Origin of the sequence: Actibacterium sp. EMB200-NS6, assembly GCF_001305615.1 — a bacterium.
Lineage (GTDB): Bacteria > Pseudomonadota > Alphaproteobacteria > Rhodobacterales > Rhodobacteraceae > Actibacterium_A > Actibacterium_A naphthalenivorans.
In genome coordinates, this window is sequence record NZ_CP010869.1 from 3,349,036 (window position 1) to 3,364,317 (window position 15,282).

15 protein-coding genes and 1 riboswitch are annotated in these 15,282 nt (G+C 69.9%); of the genes, 10 read left to right on the forward strand and 5 right to left on the reverse strand.

The window, feature by feature from the left end; all coding sequences use genetic code 11:
• The first annotated feature begins 13 nt into the window (after positions 1 to 13).
• The gene (locus TQ29_RS16240) at positions 14 to 424 is read left to right on the forward strand and encodes an EF-hand domain-containing protein (protein WP_054540021.1); all 411 of its coding nucleotides are present in this window, start codon (positions 14 to 16) and stop codon (positions 422 to 424) included.
• A 12-nt stretch (positions 425 to 436) separates the two neighbouring features.
• Here TQ29_RS16240 and TQ29_RS16245 read toward each other — a convergent pair whose 3' ends face one another.
• From TQ29_RS16245 to cobU, 3 genes are read right to left on the reverse strand one after another with little or no spacing between them, the layout of a single operon-like run.
• Positions 437 to 1,192 carry an adenosylcobinamide-GDP ribazoletransferase gene (locus tag TQ29_RS16245; protein WP_054540022.1) on the reverse strand — a complete coding sequence of 252 codons (756 nt, stop codon included), beginning with the start codon at positions 1,190 to 1,192 and terminating at the stop codon, positions 437 to 439.
• Positions 1,189 to 2,214, reverse strand: a complete 1,026-nt coding sequence (gene cobT / locus TQ29_RS16250; protein ID WP_054540023.1) for a nicotinate-nucleotide--dimethylbenzimidazole phosphoribosyltransferase — start codon at positions 2,212 to 2,214, stop codon at positions 1,189 to 1,191. Before cobT ends, TQ29_RS16245 begins: the two co-directional genes overlap by 4 nt.
• Positions 2,195 to 2,722, reverse strand: a complete 528-nt coding sequence (cobU, locus tag TQ29_RS16255; protein WP_054540024.1) for a bifunctional adenosylcobinamide kinase/adenosylcobinamide-phosphate guanylyltransferase — start codon at positions 2,720 to 2,722, stop codon at positions 2,195 to 2,197. The genes cobT and cobU overlap by 20 nt, the downstream gene beginning before the upstream one ends.
• Before the next feature lie 51 nt (positions 2,723 to 2,773).
• On the opposite strand from cobU, the gene TQ29_RS16260 reads away from it, so the two are divergent.
• The 4 genes from TQ29_RS16260 to cobD are packed head-to-tail and all read left to right on the forward strand — an operon-like array spanning position 2,774 to position 6,080.
• Positions 2,774 to 3,358, forward strand: a complete 585-nt coding sequence (locus TQ29_RS16260) for a histidine phosphatase family protein (RefSeq protein WP_054540025.1) — start codon at positions 2,774 to 2,776, stop codon at positions 3,356 to 3,358.
• On the forward strand, positions 3,337 to 4,164 hold the full coding sequence (locus tag TQ29_RS16265; protein ID WP_054540026.1) for a hypothetical protein: 828 nt from the start codon (positions 3,337 to 3,339) through the stop codon (positions 4,162 to 4,164). The genes TQ29_RS16260 and TQ29_RS16265 overlap by 22 nt, the downstream gene beginning before the upstream one ends.
• Positions 4,161 to 5,102 carry an adenosylcobinamide-phosphate synthase CbiB gene (gene cbiB / locus TQ29_RS16270; RefSeq protein WP_054540027.1) on the forward strand — a complete coding sequence of 314 codons (942 nt, stop codon included), beginning with the start codon at positions 4,161 to 4,163 and terminating at the stop codon, positions 5,100 to 5,102. Before TQ29_RS16265 ends, cbiB begins: the two co-directional genes overlap by 4 nt.
• 12 nt (positions 5,103 to 5,114) lie before the next feature.
• Complete coding sequence (cobD, locus tag TQ29_RS16275; RefSeq protein WP_054540028.1) at positions 5,115 to 6,080, forward strand: threonine-phosphate decarboxylase CobD; 966 nt, start codon at positions 5,115 to 5,117, stop codon at positions 6,078 to 6,080.
• On the opposite strand, the gene TQ29_RS16280 is transcribed toward cobD, so the two are convergent.
• The gene (locus TQ29_RS16280) at positions 6,077 to 7,522 is read right to left on the reverse strand and encodes a cobyric acid synthase (RefSeq protein ID WP_054540029.1); all 1,446 of its coding nucleotides are present in this window, start codon (positions 7,520 to 7,522) and stop codon (positions 6,077 to 6,079) included. The two genes, cobD and TQ29_RS16280, sit on opposite strands and share 4 nt — an antisense overlap.
• A gap of 278 nt (positions 7,523 to 7,800) precedes the next feature.
• The gene (gene cobO, locus TQ29_RS16285; RefSeq protein WP_054540030.1) at positions 7,801 to 8,421 is read right to left on the reverse strand and encodes a cob(I)yrinic acid a,c-diamide adenosyltransferase; all 621 of its coding nucleotides are present in this window, start codon (positions 8,419 to 8,421) and stop codon (positions 7,801 to 7,803) included.
• A 37-nt stretch (positions 8,422 to 8,458) separates the two neighbouring features.
• Positions 8,459 to 8,686, forward strand: a riboswitch (cobalamin riboswitch).
• A 103-nt stretch (positions 8,687 to 8,789) separates the two neighbouring features.
• Between cobO and TQ29_RS16290 the strand changes: the two genes are divergently transcribed.
• Genes TQ29_RS16290 through TQ29_RS16310 form a run of 5 tightly spaced genes read left to right on the forward strand, consistent with a single transcriptional unit; the run spans position 8,790 to position 15,280 of the window.
• The gene (locus TQ29_RS16290) at positions 8,790 to 9,158 is read left to right on the forward strand and encodes a DUF1636 domain-containing protein (RefSeq protein ID WP_054540031.1); all 369 of its coding nucleotides are present in this window, start codon (positions 8,790 to 8,792) and stop codon (positions 9,156 to 9,158) included.
• 6 nt (positions 9,159 to 9,164) lie between these two features.
• Positions 9,165 to 10,199 carry a cobalamin biosynthesis protein CobW gene (gene cobW, locus TQ29_RS16295; protein WP_054540032.1) on the forward strand — a complete coding sequence of 345 codons (1,035 nt, stop codon included), beginning with the start codon at positions 9,165 to 9,167 and terminating at the stop codon, positions 10,197 to 10,199.
• 6 nt (positions 10,200 to 10,205) lie between these two features.
• Positions 10,206 to 13,451 carry a cobaltochelatase subunit CobN gene (cobN, locus tag TQ29_RS16300; protein WP_054540033.1) on the forward strand — a complete coding sequence of 1,082 codons (3,246 nt, stop codon included), beginning with the start codon at positions 10,206 to 10,208 and terminating at the stop codon, positions 13,449 to 13,451.
• Complete coding sequence (locus tag TQ29_RS16305; RefSeq protein WP_054540034.1) at positions 13,448 to 14,650, forward strand: hypothetical protein; 1,203 nt, start codon at positions 13,448 to 13,450, stop codon at positions 14,648 to 14,650. The genes cobN and TQ29_RS16305 overlap by 4 nt, the downstream gene beginning before the upstream one ends.
• Positions 14,651 to 15,280 (forward strand): precorrin-8X methylmutase, encoded by a 630-nt coding sequence (locus TQ29_RS16310; RefSeq protein WP_054540035.1) that lies wholly within the window; start codon positions 14,651 to 14,653, stop codon positions 15,278 to 15,280.
• Positions 15,281 to 15,282 lie beyond the last annotated feature (2 nt).

Below are 15,282 nucleotides of genomic sequence, written 5' to 3' on the forward strand. Positions count from 1 at the left end.
AAGGATGCTCTCAATGAAATACCTCCCGATCGCAGCCGCCCTGCTTTGCCTGACCGCCGGCACCGCGCTGGCACAGGACCGGGCAATGACCCGCCTCGCCACCGTGTTTGATGAAGTCGATGCCGATGGCAACAACGCCATCTCACATGCGGAATTCCTGTCATTCCGCGCCGCGCAATGGTCCCGGCTGGACCGTAACGGCGACGGTGTCCTGTCGCAGAAAGATTTCCCCCGTTTCGGCACGGCCCGCGCCAACGGCCGCTTCGCCGGGGTCGCTGTCTTTGACACCAACGCAGATGGCGTCGTCTCCGAGGCCGAGTTCGTCAACGGGCCCACGCCGGCTTTCGATCAGGCCGATACCGACGGGAACGGCGTGCTCACCCGCAACGAGGTTGAAGCGGCCGCCCGCAACGCGCGCGGATAGCGGCGGCGCCGTTCAGCGCGCCAGGATGGTCAGGGTCAGCCAGCCGAAAATCTCGGCGCCTTGCTGGGCGGCACCCAGTGCATCGCCGGTCTGCCCCCCCAGTTGGCGCAAAGCGATGAGGGACGCGATCGCGCCGCCGAAAACGACGGCCACAGCCACAGGAAGCCAGCAGCCGGCGGGCGACAGCAGCCAGCCGGCCTGCCCCAGGATCAGGGCCAGGGCAACGGTCCCCGCCTTCGGACGGGCCGCGCCATGGCCCAGCCCGTCGGCGCGCGCCGGCGGCAACAGCGCCAGCCACAGCGGCAGCGCCGCACGGCTGGCCATCGCCAGCGCGATCAGCGCCGGCACCACAACGGCGGGCGCGCCCAGCGCAGCCATGGCAGCGGCACGCAGCCCGACGCTGACCAGCAGGGCCAGCACGCCATAGCTGCCGATCCGGCTGTCGCGCATGATCTCCAGCTTCTGCGCCCGGTCACGGCCGCCGCCACAACCATCGGCCATATCGGCAAGCCCGTCCTCATGCATCCCGCCTGTGGCCAGAATCCCCGCCGTCAGCGCCAGCAGCGCCGAGACCTGCGCCGGCAGGCCCAGCGCGCTGGCGCCCGCGAAGATCATCGCCGCGATGCCGCCAACCAGCGCCCCCGCCAGCGGCCAGGCCCAGCTTGAGGCGGCCATGCCGGGCGCGGCGCCACTGATCCGGCCCGCCGGCAACCGCGTCAGCAACATCACCGCGACCTGAAACTCGGCAAGGCGCGGGCGCAGGCTCATGCCTCGGACACCCCGGCCTCGCCGAAGGTCGCCATTCCGTTGTGGCACTCCAGCGCCGCGCGCAGGATGCCAAGCGCCAGCGCGGCGCCCGATCCCTCGCCAAGCCGCATGTCGAACGACAAAACAGGCTCCTTTCCCATTGCCTCGAGCAGCAGGCGATGGCCCGGTTCGGCACTGACATGGCCAGCCAGGCAATGGTCGAGCAGCGCCGGGCTGGCGCCATGCAGCGGCGCAACTGCGGCGGTGCAGATGAAACCGTCAAGGATCACCGGGATGCAAGCCGCGCGGGCCGCGAGAACCGCGCCGCAGATCGCGGCCTGCTCGCGCCCGCCAAGTGCGGCCAACAGCGCCGGTGCGTTGCCTTTCAGCCCGTCGTGCCGGGCCAGCCCGCGTTCGATCACGTCGACCTTGCGCTTGAGCCCTTCGGCATCCGCGCCGGTGCCGGGCCCGACCCAGCGCGCGACGTCGCCCCCGAAGATCGCCGCCGCCAGCGCCGCCGCGATCGTCGAGTTGCCGATCCCCATTTCGCCCAGGATCAGCACATCGGCCCCGGGGTCAACCGCCGCGGCGCCCCGGTTCATCGCCGCCAGCGTCTCGGCCTCGGACATCGCCGGGCCTTCGGTGAAATCGCCGGTCGGCCGGTCGAGGTCGAGCGCCACCACAGAAAGATCGGCCCCGTTCGCGCGGCACAGCTGGTTTATCGCGGCACCTCCGGCCTCGAAATTGGCCACCATCTGGGCGGTGACATCTTGCGGATAAGGGTTTACGCCCTGCGCACAGATGCCGTGGTTGCCGGCAAAGACCAGGGCCTGCGCCTTGTTGATCACAGGCCGGTCGGTGCCGTGCCAGGCGGCCATGAAGGTGGCCAGCGCCTCGAGCCGGCCCAGCGAGCCGGGCGGTTTCGTCAACGCATTCTGGCGCGCGCGCGCGGCTTCGGCGGCCTGCGGATCGCCCTGTGGCAGACGGGCGGGAAGGGAAATCAGATCGGCCAGCGCCGACAGCTCAAAAGGCATGTTGCTCATTCGGTTTCACTTTCAGCGGAAGGCCGCAGACGGCCAGATAGACCTCGTCGGCCGCGGCCGCGATGATCTGGTTCATCAGCCCCGAGGCATCACGATACGCGCGCGCCAGGGCGTTTTCGGGCACGATCCCCGCCCCCACCTCATTGGTGACGATCACCACCGGATCGCGCTGTTCGGGCAGGGCTGCGGCCAGCGCCTGTACGGCATCCTGCCAGTCGTGCCCGCCCAGCATCAGATTGCTGAGCCACAGCGTCAGACAATCCACCAGCCGCACCCCGCATCCATCCGTTTTCCGAAGCGTTTCCAGAAGGTTGAGAGGGGCGTGAACGGTGCGCCACTCGTCTCCGCGCCGGGCCTGATGCAGGGCCACCCGCTCTGCCATTTCGTCGTCCCGCACCTCGGCGGTGGCGATGTAGACGGCCTGCGAAGCAAGCGTCAGCGCATGGCGCTCGGCCAATGCGCTCTTGCCCGAACGCGCGCCCCCGGTGATCAGTATCGTCTTGCTCATGGGGCGCAGAAAAAGCAGATATGGGCAGCGGACGGAAGGGGCAATCGGGCGATGCAGACCACGCGGGCGGCGGAACTGACGTTGATCCGGCACGCGCCGGTGGTGCCCGATGGCCGGGTCTACGGGCGCCGGGATCTGGCCGCCGATTGCAGCGACTGGGCGATGTTTGACGCGCTCCGCGCGCAGATCCCCGTGCCGGGGCGGCTGATCCACAGCCCGGCGCTGCGCTGCGTGCAGACGCTCTTCGCCCTGTGGCCAGGCGCCGCCGCAACCCCCTGCCCCGCATTGCGCGAACAGGACTTCGGCGCATGGGAAGGGCTCTGTTATTCCGATCTGCCCGATCTGGGCCCGCTGCCCCGGCAAGAGCTGTGCGACCATCGCCCGCCGGGCGGCGAAAGCTTTGCCGATCTGTGCGCCCGGGCGGCTCCGGCCCTGGAGGAGCTGGCCCGGGCGGGCCCTGCCACTGTCGTTGCCCACGCCGGCACGATTCGCGCGGCGCTGGCGCTGGCCCTCGGCGCGGTTTCCGGTGCCCTGGCCTTCGAGATTGCGCCCTTGTCGGTCACCCGCATCGCCTGCCTGACCGATGGCAACTTCATCATCCGGGAGGTCAACGCATGCGCAGCACCGGCGCGCTGACAACCGCCGTTTGCGGGCATTTCGGCGAGTTGCTGCAGGGCCGCCTCGGCCCGGCGGGGCCGGTCGTCGTAATCACGCTGCCCTGCCCGGCCCTGCGCCTGCGCGGCTGGTACAGCCCCGGCGGCGACCTGAGGGTTCACAGCCCGGAGCGCCTGGTTTGGCGCGCACAGGCGCGGCGGTTTCTGGCCCTCGTCGGGGGCCGGCCTCGGGGCCGTTTCGCCCTGCGGCCCGAGATGCCCGCGGGCGGGGGCGCGGGCGCCTCCACCGCGGCGCTGGTGGCGTTGGCCCGGCTGGCCGCGCCGGATTGCCCGCCCCTTGAACTCGCCCGCGCCTGCGTCACCGCCGAGGGCGCCAGTGACCCGCTGATGTTCCCGGCGCCAGAGCGCATTCTCTGGGCGTCGCGCGAGGCCGAGATCGCGGGCCACATGCCCATCTTGCCTCGGTGCGAGGTGCTGGGCGGATTCCACGGCCCGCCCCGGCGCACATGGCCGGCCGACAGTAACTTCGCCGATATCTCGGATCTGGTGCCACGCTGGCAGGCGGCCGCCGGAGCGGGCGACCTGACGGCTCTGGCCCGGCTTTCCAGCCGCGCGGCACGGCGGACACTGGCACGGCGCGGTCCGGCGGATGACCCGACAGAGGCTTTGGCCCGCGATCTGGGCGCGCTGGGGATTGTCATCGCGCACACCGGCTCGGCCCGGGGGCTGATCTTCGCACCGGGAAGCGTTCCCGCCACAGGCGCGGCACAGCTGCGCGCGGCGGGGCTACGGCAGATCGTGCGCTTCACGGCCGGAGGCCCGGCATGAGCGGCGCGCTGTCGATGCTGATCGCGCTGGGGCTGGACGCGGCGATCGGCTGGCCAGACGGGCTGTACCGGCGCATCGGTCACCCGGTCACATGGCTGGGCCACCTCATTGCCGCGTTGGATCGACGGCTGAACCGCGAAACGGCGACGGGCCCGGCCCGGTTCCGCGCTGGCCTCGCCACGACGCTGATCGTCATCGCGCTCGCCACGGGCGCGGCGCTGGCGCTGTGCCGGGTGCTGCCCGGGGGATGGGCGGGAACCGTCCTGGCCGGCGTGCTGGCCTGGCCCCTGGTGGCGGCACGTTCGATGTATGCCCATGTCTCGGCGGTGTCGCGCCCCTTGCGGGTCGGGGATCTGTCCGGCGCGCGCCGCGCCGTCTCCATGATCGTGGGCCGCGACCCGCAGTGCCTGGACGCGGCCGGCGTCGCCCGCGCCGCGCTGGAAAGCCTGGCCGAGAACACCAGCGATGGCATCGTGGCGCCGCTCTTCTGGGGTGCCTTTCTGGGGTTGCCTGGGATCGCCGCCTACAAGGCGATCAACACGCTCGACTCGATGATCGGCCACCGCACGACCCACCATGAGCAGTTTGGCAAGGCCGCCGCGCGGATCGACGACATCGCCAACCTGATCCCGGCGCGGCTGACCGGGCTGATGTTCGCGCTGCTCTGCGCCCAGCCGCTGGCCGCGCTGCACTGCATGGCGCGCGACGCAGGCCACCACCGCTCGCCCAATGCCGGCTGGCCCGAGGCGGCGCTGGCCGGTGCCCTGCAACTGCGCCTGTCGGGCCCACGCGCCTATGGCGACCGGATCTCGCAAGAGCCCTGGATCAACGGCGCGGCGCCCGATCCCCGCCCGGATGACCTGGGCCGCGGGCTCGGCCTTTATCTTCGGACGATGGTTGCACTGGCTTGCTGCCTCGGGCTATTGGCGCTTCTCTGAAGGGGGCGGCGCATGCGTGACCATGGCGGCAACATCGACGGGGCGATTGCCCGCTTCGGCGGAAAGCCCGAAGAGTGGATCGATCTGTCCACCGGGATCAATCGCGCGCCCTATCCGCTGCCCGAAATCAGCGCCGCCGCATGGCGCAGCCTGCCCACCCGCGCCGCGCAGGAGGCGCTGATCCGGGCGGCGGCACAAGCCTATGGCACAGCAGCCGCGATCCTGCCGCTCGCCGGCGCGCAGGCCGCCATCCAGATGGTCCCGCGCCTGCGCCCGCCCGGCCACGCCCGGGTGCTGGGCCCCACCTATAACGAGCACGCCGCCAGCCTGCGCGCGGCGGGATGGACGGTCGACGAGGTCGGCGACCCCCAAGCCCTTGCCGGGGCCGAACTGGCGGTGGTGGTCAACCCCAACAACCCCGACGGGCGGGAAACCGCGCCCGCGCGGCTTCTGCGGCTGGCCCGGCAGGTCGGCCTTCTGGTGGTCGATGAAAGCTTCGCCGACCCCCGCCCCGCTCTGTCGCTGGCCCCGTCGGCGGGGCGTGAACAGGGTCTGCTGGTGCTGCGCTCTTTCGGCAAGTTCTACGGGCTGGCAGGGGTGCGGCTGGGCTTCGCGCTCGGCCACGCGGATGACATCGCGGCCCTTTCCGCCATGGCCGGGCCCTGGCCTGTTTCGGGCGCGGCGATCGAGATCGGGCAGGCCGCCCTGGCGGATCGCGATTGGGCCCGCGCCACCGCCGCGCGGCTCCGGGCAGAGCTGCCGCGGATCGACGCCCTCACGTTGCGCGCGGGGTGGCGCAATGTCGGTGGCACCGAACTGTTCCGCCTCTATGCCACACCCGACGCGCAGGCCGCGCAGGCACGCCTCGCCCGCGCCCGCATCTGGAGCCGGATTTTCCCGTGGTCGCCAGAGCTGATCCGCCTTGGCCTTCCGGGCAACGCCGCCGAATGGGCGCGGCTGGAAACTGCGCTCACCTAGCGCGCCAACGCCAGAAGGCCGGGCACATCGAGATGGGTTTCCATGTGGTCGGCCAGCGCGTCCAGCGTCTGCTCGACCACCGCGCCATAGGACAGGCCACCGCCTGCAACACCGAACCCCTGCAGGAAGGCCCGGCGAAAACCGTCACCGGCGAAGATGCCGTGCAGGTAGCTGCCCATAATTCGCCCGTCGGCCGAAACCGCGCCCTCCGGCGCGCCATCGACATGGGCGAAGGGACGCGCCCGGTCCGCCCCCTCGGTGCGGCCGATATGGATCTCATAGCCCTGCATGTCGGCACCGGTGGCGGCGCATGTGGCGGCCACCCGGGTCAGGCGCTTGTCCGCAGTCATTTCGGTGGCCACATCCAGCAGCGCCAGCCCGGGCGTCTCGCCCGGCGCGCCCTCGATCCCCAGCGGATCACGGATCACCCGCCCCAGCATCTGATAGCCGCCGCAGATGCCCAGCACATGGCCGCCGCGGCGCACATGGGCGGCAAGATCCACGTCCCAGCCCTGCGCCCGCAGGAAGGCCAGATCGCCGCGCGTGGATTTGGTGCCGGGCAGGATCACCAGATCGGCATCGCCCGGGATCACCTCGCCAGGGCCAAGCAACGTCAGGTCGACGCCCGGCTCCTGCCCCAGCGGATCGAGGTCGTCGAAATTGGCAATGCGCGACAGCGCCAGACAGACGACCCGCACCCCCTGCCCGCGCGCCCGGCGCGGCAGGTCCAGCGCGTCTTCGGCGGGCAGCCTGACCGCGTCAGGGAAATACGGCAGCACCCCGAAACCGGGCCAGCCGGTGCGGTCGGCGATCAGCGTATAGCCATCGTCGAACAGCGACACGTCACCGCGGAACTTGTTGATCAGAAACCCCGCGATCATCGCGTTGTCGCCCGGCGGCAGCACCGCCCGGGTGCCGACGATCTGCGCGATCACCCCGCCGCGATCAATGTCGCCCACCAGAACCACGGGCACATGCGCCGCACAGGCAAACCCCATGTTGGCGATGTCACCGGCCCGCAGGTTGACCTCGGCCGGACTGCCCGCGCCTTCGACGATCACCAGATCATGCGACGCGCGCAACCGGTGAAAGCTCTCCAGCACCCGCGCCAGCAGCTGCGGCTTCAATGTCCGGTACTCACGCGCCTGCGTCGTGGTCAGGCGTTTTCCCTGCACGACCACCTGCGCCCCCACATCGGTTTCAGGCTTCAGCAGAACCGGGTTCATGTCGCTCACCGGCTCCAGCCCGCACGCCAGCGCCTGCAAGGCCTGCGCCCGCCCGATCTCACCGCCATCGACGGTCACGGCGGCATTGTTCGACATGTTCTGCGGCTTGAACGGCGCCACCCGCAGCCCGCGCCGCCGCGCCGCCCGGCACAACCCGGCCACCAGCAAGGATTTGCCGACGTTCGACCCTGCTCCCTGGATCATCAACGCGGTCATTCCGCCCCCCCGCCTTGTTCCGGACGCAACCCGCAGGAGCCTCCGGCGGAGGTATTTTGCGCCAAGATGAAATGGGCAAGCGTGCCGCACCGCGTCCCGAGCCGCCTGAGCAGGCGAGACGCGGTGCTTCCTTCACCTTGGGCGGTCATCGGGACCTCTCCCTGTACCGCATGTCCAGCATGCATGCGCATCCTTAACAAACTCTTTCCCTCATCTTGGTCCAACCACCTCGGGGGAGAGCGGCCAGCGGCCGCGAGGGGGCAGAGCCCCCGCCCCGATCAGAATTCGACGCCCGGCTGCCCCTTGATGCCGGATCGGAACGGGTGTTTGACCATAGTCATCTCAGTCACCAGATCGGCGATCCCGATCAGCTCTTCCCTGGCGTTGCGCCCGGTCAGAACCACGTGAGTCATCGGCGGTTTTTCGGTTTCCAGAAACGCTACGACCTCGGCGATGTCCAGATAGTCGTAGCGCAGGGCGATGTTGATCTCGTCCAGCAGAACCATCCTGATCTCGGGGTCGCGGATCAGATCCATGGCCTTTTCCCAGCCTTTGCGCGCCATCGCAATGTCACGCGCCTTGTCCTGGGTTTCCCAGGTGAACCCCTCGCCCATGGCGTGGAACTGGCACAGACCGGAAAACCGGCCTTCGATCAACCGCCGCTCACCGGTATCCCATGCGCCTTTGATGAATTGCACAACGGCGCAGGGCATCTCATGCGCGATGCAGCGCAGAATCATCCCGAAGCCGGAGGAGGACTTTCCCTTGCCGGCTCCGGTGTGGACGATGATCAGCCCCTTTTCGCCTTCCTTCTTTTCCATCATTCGGTCGCGGGCGGCTTTTTTCTTAGCCATTTTAACCGCATGGCGGGCTTCGTCGCTGAGCGGGGTATCAGTCATGGCGCGTTTCCTTCGTTGACAAGGCAAGTGGTTTTGCCGCAGAGGAGTCTTCGTTGGTTCCTGTCTCAGGACAGGCGAAGAGGGAATGCGATAGGCGCCGGGACCATCCCCGGTCAAGAGCCGAAGCGCAGCCGCCCCCGCGACCGTGACCGGAGAGGTCGCCCGACCACTGGCCCTGCATGGGCCGGGAAGGTGGGCAGACCGCCGGGGCCTCAGGCCCCGACATCCGCAAGCCGGGAGACCTGCCAACACGACGTAATGCAACGGGCGAACGGGGTGTGTCGCGGCCGGCTTCGGAAGACGCCTGCCGTTCGGCGTTTCTGTTGCCCCATCTCCCCCCCTGCAGCCGAACCACGAGGACAGGCTGCATGGCCAACGTGACACTTTCCGTCTGCACCACCTGCCGCCGCACCGCCGGCGGCGCCCCCTGCGAGGAAGAGCCGCGCCCCGGCGCCCGGATGCTCGCGGCGCTAGAGGCCCACGCGCTGCCCGAGGGGGTGACGTTGCGCCCGGTCGAATGCCTGTCGGCCTGTTCGCGGGGCTGTTCGATCGCGCTCAGCGGCGGGGCGCGGCGCTGGAGCTATGTCTACGGCGATCTCGACCCCGACGCGCATGTCGATGCAATCCTGACCGGCGTCACCGCCTATGCCGCCACCAGTGACGGCCTCGTGCCCTGGCGCGCGCGCCCCGAGGTGTTTCGAAAGCAATCCGTCGCCCGCATCCCCCCGCAGGAGTAAGCCCCCGTGCCCGATCTTTCGAAAATCCCCGTCACCGTCATCACCGGCTTTCTGGGGTCCGGAAAAACCACGCTGATCCGCCACCTGATGGCCAATTCGCAGGGCAAACGGCTGGCGGTTCTGGTCAACGAGTTCGGCACCGCCGGGGTGGATGGCGATATCCTGAAATCCTGCTCGGACGAGAACTGCCCGGCCGAAAATATCGTCGAACTGGCCAATGGCTGCATCTGCTGTACCGTGGCCGATGATTTCATCCCGACGATCGAGGCGTTGATGGCGCTGCCCGCGGCGCCCGATCACATCCTGATCGAAACATCCGGGCTGGCGCTGCCCAAGCCGTTGCTCAAGGCCTTCGACTGGCCCGCGATCCGCTCACGCATCACCGTGGACGGGGTGATCGCCCTGGCCGATGCCGAGGCCGTCGCCAAGGGTCAGTTCGCCGCCGACCTGGATGCCGTGCAGGCTCAGCGCGCGGCGGACGAAAGCCTTGATCATGAAACGCCCCTGTCCGAGGTGTTCGAGGATCAGCTTGCCTGCGCCGATATCGTGCTGCTGACCAAGGCCGATCTGGCCGGGGCCGAGGGCCTGGCCAAGGCCCGCGCGGCGATCGAGGCCGAGGCGCCGAGGGCCCTGCCGGTTCTGCCCGTCACCGACGGCGTGATCGACCCGCGCGTGCTGCTGGGGCTCAACGCCGGTGCCGAGAACGATCTGGCCGCCCGGCCCAGCCATCACGATGATCACGGCGATCACGAGCATGATGATTTCGATAGCCTGGTGATCGAACTGGGCGAGGTCGCCGATGCACAGGCGTTGCAACAGGCCATCGCCAGCATGGCGCGCACGCAGCATATCCTGCGGGTGAAGGGCTATGTCGCTGTGGCGGGCAAGCCGATGCGCCTGCTGGTGCAGGCGGTGGGCGAGCGGGTGCGCGCGCAATACGACCGGCCGTGGGGCACGGCGGAGCGCCGCTCGCAACTGGTGGTGATCGCCGAACATGATCACATCGACGCCGCCGCGATCCGCACGGCCCTTGGGGTGTAACGCAAGATGCATGTCATCTTTCGCGAAAGCCACGGGTTGGACGCGGCCGACACCCCCCAGGATCTGGGGCAGACGCCTGCGGAACTGGTGGTGCTGTCGTTTTCCGACAGCGATCTGGGGGCTTTCGCGGCAGGCTGGCATCGGGCGGGCGGCACGCTGCCGACGCTACGTCTGGCCAATCTGGCGGCGCTGAAACATCCCTTGTCGGTGGATGTCTATGCCGGGCAGACGCTGAAGGGGGCCAAGGGGATTCTGCTGCGCCTGATCGGTGGCGAGAGCTATTGGCCCTATGGGTTGGCGGCGGTGCAGGATCTGGCCCGGCGGCAGGGCATCGCGCTGGCCGTGCTGCCCGGCGACGGTCGGCCCGACGCGCGGCTGGATACGCTGTCGACCCTGCCGGCAAGCACCCTGCGGCGGCTGCAGTTGCTGTGCGATGAAGGCGGCGCGGTCGCCGCGCAGGCGGCGCTGGCGCAGTTGGCGCTGGCGGCCGGGCTGTATGCCGGGCCGGTCGCGGGGGCCAAGACGGTGCCCGACGCGGGCTTCTATCGCCCCGGCGCGGGGGTGATCCCGGCGCCCGCGCCGGGTGACAAACCGCTGGCGCTGATCACCTTCTACCGCTCTTACCTGACTTCGGCCGACACCGGCCCGGTGGATGCGCTGATCACGGCAGTCGAGGCGCGCGGCTTTGATGCCGTTGGTGTTTTCGCCCCCAGCCTGAAGGCGCCCGCCGTGGTCGGCTGGCTGCGCGCGCAGATCACCCGGTTGGCACCTGCCGCCCTCATCAACGCCACGGCCTTTTCCGCGCAGGGCGCCGACGGCGCGCCCTCGCCGCTCGAGGCGGCAGGCTGTCCGGTGTTTCAGGTCGCGCTCTCGACCGCCCGGCGCGAGGACTGGGCCAAGACGGAGCGCGGCCTCTCGCCCGCCGATCTGGCCATGCACGTGGTGCTGCCAGAGGTGGACGGGCGCATTTTCGCAGGTGTCACCAGTTTCAAGTCACCCTCGCCCCGTGACCCGGACCTGCAATATTCCCGCTTCGCCCATTGCGCCGATCCCGCGCGCGTGAATGCCATCGCCGACAGGGTCGCGGGCTGGCACAGGCTGTCGGCGCTTGCGCCCGGCGACAAACGGCTGGCGCTGATCCTGTCGACCTATCCGGGCAAGCGATATCAGATGGCCCACGCGGTGGGGCTGGACGCGCTCGCCTCCTGCGAGGCGATCCTGGGCGCGCTGAAGGATGAAGGATACGCCGCCGCCCCCATCCATGATCCGGGCACACGGCTGACAGGCGAAACCCTGAGCTGGCCGCTGGAAGATTACCACGCCGCGCTGGCCGCCCTGCCCGCCGCCTTGCGCGATGATCTGCAGCGCGCCTGGGGCACCCCCGAAGACGACCCGATTGCCCGCGACGGCGCGTTTCAATTTTCCGCCCTGCGCGCCGGCAAGGTGCTTGTCGCGCTGCAGCCCGAGCGCGGCGAGGTCACGGCCCGTGACGGCGACTACCACGATCTCAGCCGCACCCCGCGCCATGGCTACGTCGCCTTTTACCTGTGGCTGCGCGGGCAGGTCGACGCGTTGGTACATATCGGCGCCCATGGCACACTGGAATGGCTGCCAGGCAAGGCGGTGGCCCTGGCAGACGATTGCTGGCCCGAGGCGCTGACCGGGGCCCTGCCGGTGATCTACCCCTTCATCGTCAACGATCCGGGCGAGGCCGCTCAGGCCAAGCGCCGGATTGGCGCGGTGACGCTGGGCCACCTGCCGCCGCCCCTGGCGCAGACCGTGCTGCCCGAAGGGCTTGGCCGGCTGGAGCATCTGCTGGATGAATATTCCGCCGCTGATGGCCTTGATCCCGCGCGCCGCGACCGGCTGATCGCCGATATTCGCGCCGAGGCGCGGGGGCGCGGCGTCGAGTCCGATCTGGGCCTGCCCGCCGGCGCGTCGGCGGCCGAGGCGATTGCCCGGATCGACCGCTTCGTCTGCGACATCAAGGAAAGCCAGTTTTCGGAGGGGCTGCACATATTCGGCACGGGCGATTGCGGTGCCGCGGAACGGGCCGGGCTACTGAGCGCTCTGGCGGGGCGGTTCGTACCCCCGGGCCCCTCCGGCTCGCCCTTCAGGGGCCGGGCGGATGTTCTGCCCACGGGCCGCAACCTTTATACCACCGATCCGCGCGCCGTGCCCTCGCGCGCCGCCCATGCCCAGGGCGTGAAGCTGGCCGAGGAACTGCTGCGCCGGCATCTGCAGGATCATGGCGACTGGCCGCGCGGGCTGGTGATCGACCTGTGGGGATCGGCAACCATGCGCACGGCGGGCGAAGAGTTCGCCATGGCCCTGCATCTGGCCGGGCTGGCCCCGACGTGGGACGAAGGCTCGGCCCGGGTTTCGGGGTTCGAGGTGGTGCCGCTGGCGCTGCTGAACCGGCCCCGCATTGATGTGACATTGCGGGTCTCGGGCCTGTTCCGCGATGTCTTTCCGGGCCTTGCCCAGATGTTCGAGGCCGCATCGGCGGCGCTGTCCCGGCGCGACGAGGCCGACTCTGACAATCCCTACCTCCACCAGACGGCGCGGGTTTTCGGCCCAAGGCCGGGCCAGTACGGGCTGAACATGGATACCCATCTCGGCGATGGCACCGAAGCGGCCCGGCAGCTGGCCGGCGAGGCCTGGCTGGCGGCCTCGTCTCACGCGATCGACGCGCAGGGCCGGATCACGCTTGCCCGCGACGCGCTGGAAAGCCGGCTGCAGGCCGCAGACAGCTTCGTGCATCTGCAGGATCTGCCGGAAACCGATCTGCTGATGGCCTCCGACTACGCCGCGCATGAAGCCGGGTTCGCCGCCGCGATGGCACGGCTGGGTGCCCGGCCCCCTGCGCTCTATCATCTCGACGCCACGCGCCCCGACGCTCCGCGCGCCCGCAGCCTGGCCGAAGAGATCGCCCGCACCGTGCGCGCCCGCGCCGCAAACCCGGACTGGGCCACCGCCATGATCGCGCATGGCTTTCGCGGCGCGGCCGAGATCGCGGCAACGCTGGATCACATGGCCAGCTTCGCGCATCTGGCGGGCGTCGTGGGCCCGCATCTGTTCGATCTCTATTTCGAGGCCACATTGGGCCGCGACGATCTGGTCGCCTTTATGGACAAGGCCAACCCCGAGGCGCTGCGGGCCCTGCGCGACCGTTTCGCGGCCCTGCGCGCGGCGGGCCTTTGGCAAACCACGCGCAACTCGATCAGCGCCACGATGGAGGGCCGGGGATGAGCGATCCCCTGATCCGCGGATGGTGCCCCGGCGCGCTGCGCCCGATGGCCGCGGGCGATGGGCTGGTGGTGCGGGTGCGCCCCCGGATGGGCCGGCTGAGCCGCGCGCAGGCGCATGGCCTTGGGGATGCCGCGCTGGCCCACGGCAACGGCGTGATCGAGATGACAAGCCGCGCCAACCTGCAGATCCGGGGTGTGAGCGAGGCCGCCCTGCCTGCCCTGCAGGCCGACTTGCGCGCAGTGGACCTGCTGGATGACACCCCCGAGGCCGAGGCCCGGCGCAACATCGTGCTGAACCCCTTCCGCAACGTCACCCGTGACGCGTGGTTCCGCGATCACGAAGCGATGGCACAGGGGCTGGCGCGCGGGCTGGCCACCGCCGGAATGCCCCGCCTGCCCGGCAAGTTCGGTTTCGTCGTGGATGCGGATGTGCGTATCCGCTACCTCGCCGGCGTCAGCGGCGACATTCGCATCGAATCCGCCTGGGACGATCTGATCGTGCGCGCAGACGGGGCCGAGCTGGGCCGCAGGGTCGCGGATGAGGGCGCGGCCGTCGCGCTCGCGCTGGACATCGCCCGCTGGTTCGCCGCCTCGGGCGGGATCGGTGCCGACGGGCGCGGGCGAATGCACCGCCACCTGGCCGGCGGCGCGCGGCTGCCGGACGGGCTGGCCGGCGACACCGCGCCCAACCCGCCGGCGCAGCCGGTGCATCCGGGCTATTATGGCGGCGGCCTGTGCGTGGGGGCGGCCTTTGGCCAGTTGCCCGCCCACCGGCTGGGCTGGCTGGTGGACCGGGCGCAAAGGGGACTGTTCGTCACGCCCTTTCGCATGGTTCACCTGTGCCTGCCCGTCGGTGCGGCCGAGATCAGGGCCGCCGGGGATCTGATCACCGCCAGCCAAGATCCGATGAGGCGAGTCTTTGCCTGCACCGGCGCGCCCGGCTGCCCGCAGGCTTTGTCTGCCACCCGCAACGTGGCCACCGCCCTGGCCAGGACTTTGCCGGCGGGCAAGGTGCTGCATGTCTCGGGCTGTGCGAAGGGCTGTGCCCATCCCGGCCCCGCCGACATCACCCTGACCGCCACCGCGCCGTACCGCTTCAGCCTGATCCGCCATGGCCGTGCCGGCGATGCCCCCGCCCGGCACGGAGTGACGACCGCGCAGCTGTTCATGTCTCCTGACCTCATGACCGAAAGCACCTGAATGCCCCACAGCTATGAAACCGACGGCGCCAGGATCTACGCGCAGAGCTTTGCCACCATCCGGGCCGAGGCCGATCTGGCGCGATTCGATACCGATGAAGAACCGGTGGTGGTGCGCATGATCCATGCCGCCGGACTGGTGGGGCTGGAGCGCGACGTGCGGTTTTCGCCCGGCATGGCCCGGACAGCCCGCGAGGCACTGGCCGAGGGCGCCCCGATCCTGTGTGATGCGCGGATGGTCTCCGAAGGGATCACCCGCGCGCGCCTGCCCGCCCGCAACGAGGTGATCTGCACCCTGCAAGACGCGCGCGTTCCCGAAATGGCGCGCGAGATGGGCAACACCCGCTCGGCCGCCGCGCTGGAACTGTGGCGCCCGCATCTGGACGGCGCGCTGGTGGCCATCGGCAACGCGCCCACCGCGCTGTTTCACCTGCTGAACATGCTGGAGAATCCCGCCTGCCCGCGCCCCGCGGCGATCATCGGCTGCCCGGTGGGTTTCGTCGGCGCGGCGGAATCCAAGGATGCGCTGATGCTGGCCCCGCCTCTGCCCGCGCTGATCGTCAGGGGCCGGCTGGGCGGCTCGGGCATCACCGTGGCCGCCGTCAACGCTTTGGCCAGTCGAAAGGAATGACC

Coding starts and splice junctions, on each gene's coding strand:
- TQ29_RS16240 (WP_054540021.1), top strand. CDS start 14: ATGAAATACCTCCCGATCGCAGCCGCCCTGCTTTGCCTGACCGCCGGC.
- TQ29_RS16245 (WP_054540022.1), bottom strand. CDS start 1,192: ATGAGCCTGCGCCCGCGCCTTGCCGAGTTTCAGGTCGCGGTGATGTTG.
- cobT (WP_054540023.1), bottom strand. CDS start 2,214: ATGAGCAACATGCCTTTTGAGCTGTCGGCGCTGGCCGATCTGATTTCC.
- cobU (WP_054540024.1), bottom strand. CDS start 2,722: ATGAGCAAGACGATACTGATCACCGGGGGCGCGCGTTCGGGCAAGAGC.
- TQ29_RS16260 (WP_054540025.1), top strand. CDS start 2,774: ATGCAGACCACGCGGGCGGCGGAACTGACGTTGATCCGGCACGCGCCG.
- TQ29_RS16265 (WP_054540026.1), top strand. CDS start 3,337: ATGCGCAGCACCGGCGCGCTGACAACCGCCGTTTGCGGGCATTTCGGC.
- cbiB (WP_054540027.1), top strand. CDS start 4,161: ATGAGCGGCGCGCTGTCGATGCTGATCGCGCTGGGGCTGGACGCGGCG.
- cobD (WP_054540028.1), top strand. CDS start 5,115: ATGCGTGACCATGGCGGCAACATCGACGGGGCGATTGCCCGCTTCGGC.
- TQ29_RS16280 (WP_054540029.1), bottom strand. CDS start 7,522: ATGACCGCGTTGATGATCCAGGGAGCAGGGTCGAACGTCGGCAAATCC.
- cobO (WP_054540030.1), bottom strand. CDS start 8,421: ATGACTGATACCCCGCTCAGCGACGAAGCCCGCCATGCGGTTAAAATG.
- TQ29_RS16290 (WP_054540031.1), top strand. CDS start 8,790: ATGGCCAACGTGACACTTTCCGTCTGCACCACCTGCCGCCGCACCGCC.
- cobN (WP_054540033.1), top strand. CDS start 10,206: ATGCATGTCATCTTTCGCGAAAGCCACGGGTTGGACGCGGCCGACACC.
- TQ29_RS16305 (WP_054540034.1), top strand. CDS start 13,448: ATGAGCGATCCCCTGATCCGCGGATGGTGCCCCGGCGCGCTGCGCCCG.
- TQ29_RS16310 (WP_054540035.1), top strand. CDS start 14,651: ATGCCCCACAGCTATGAAACCGACGGCGCCAGGATCTACGCGCAGAGC.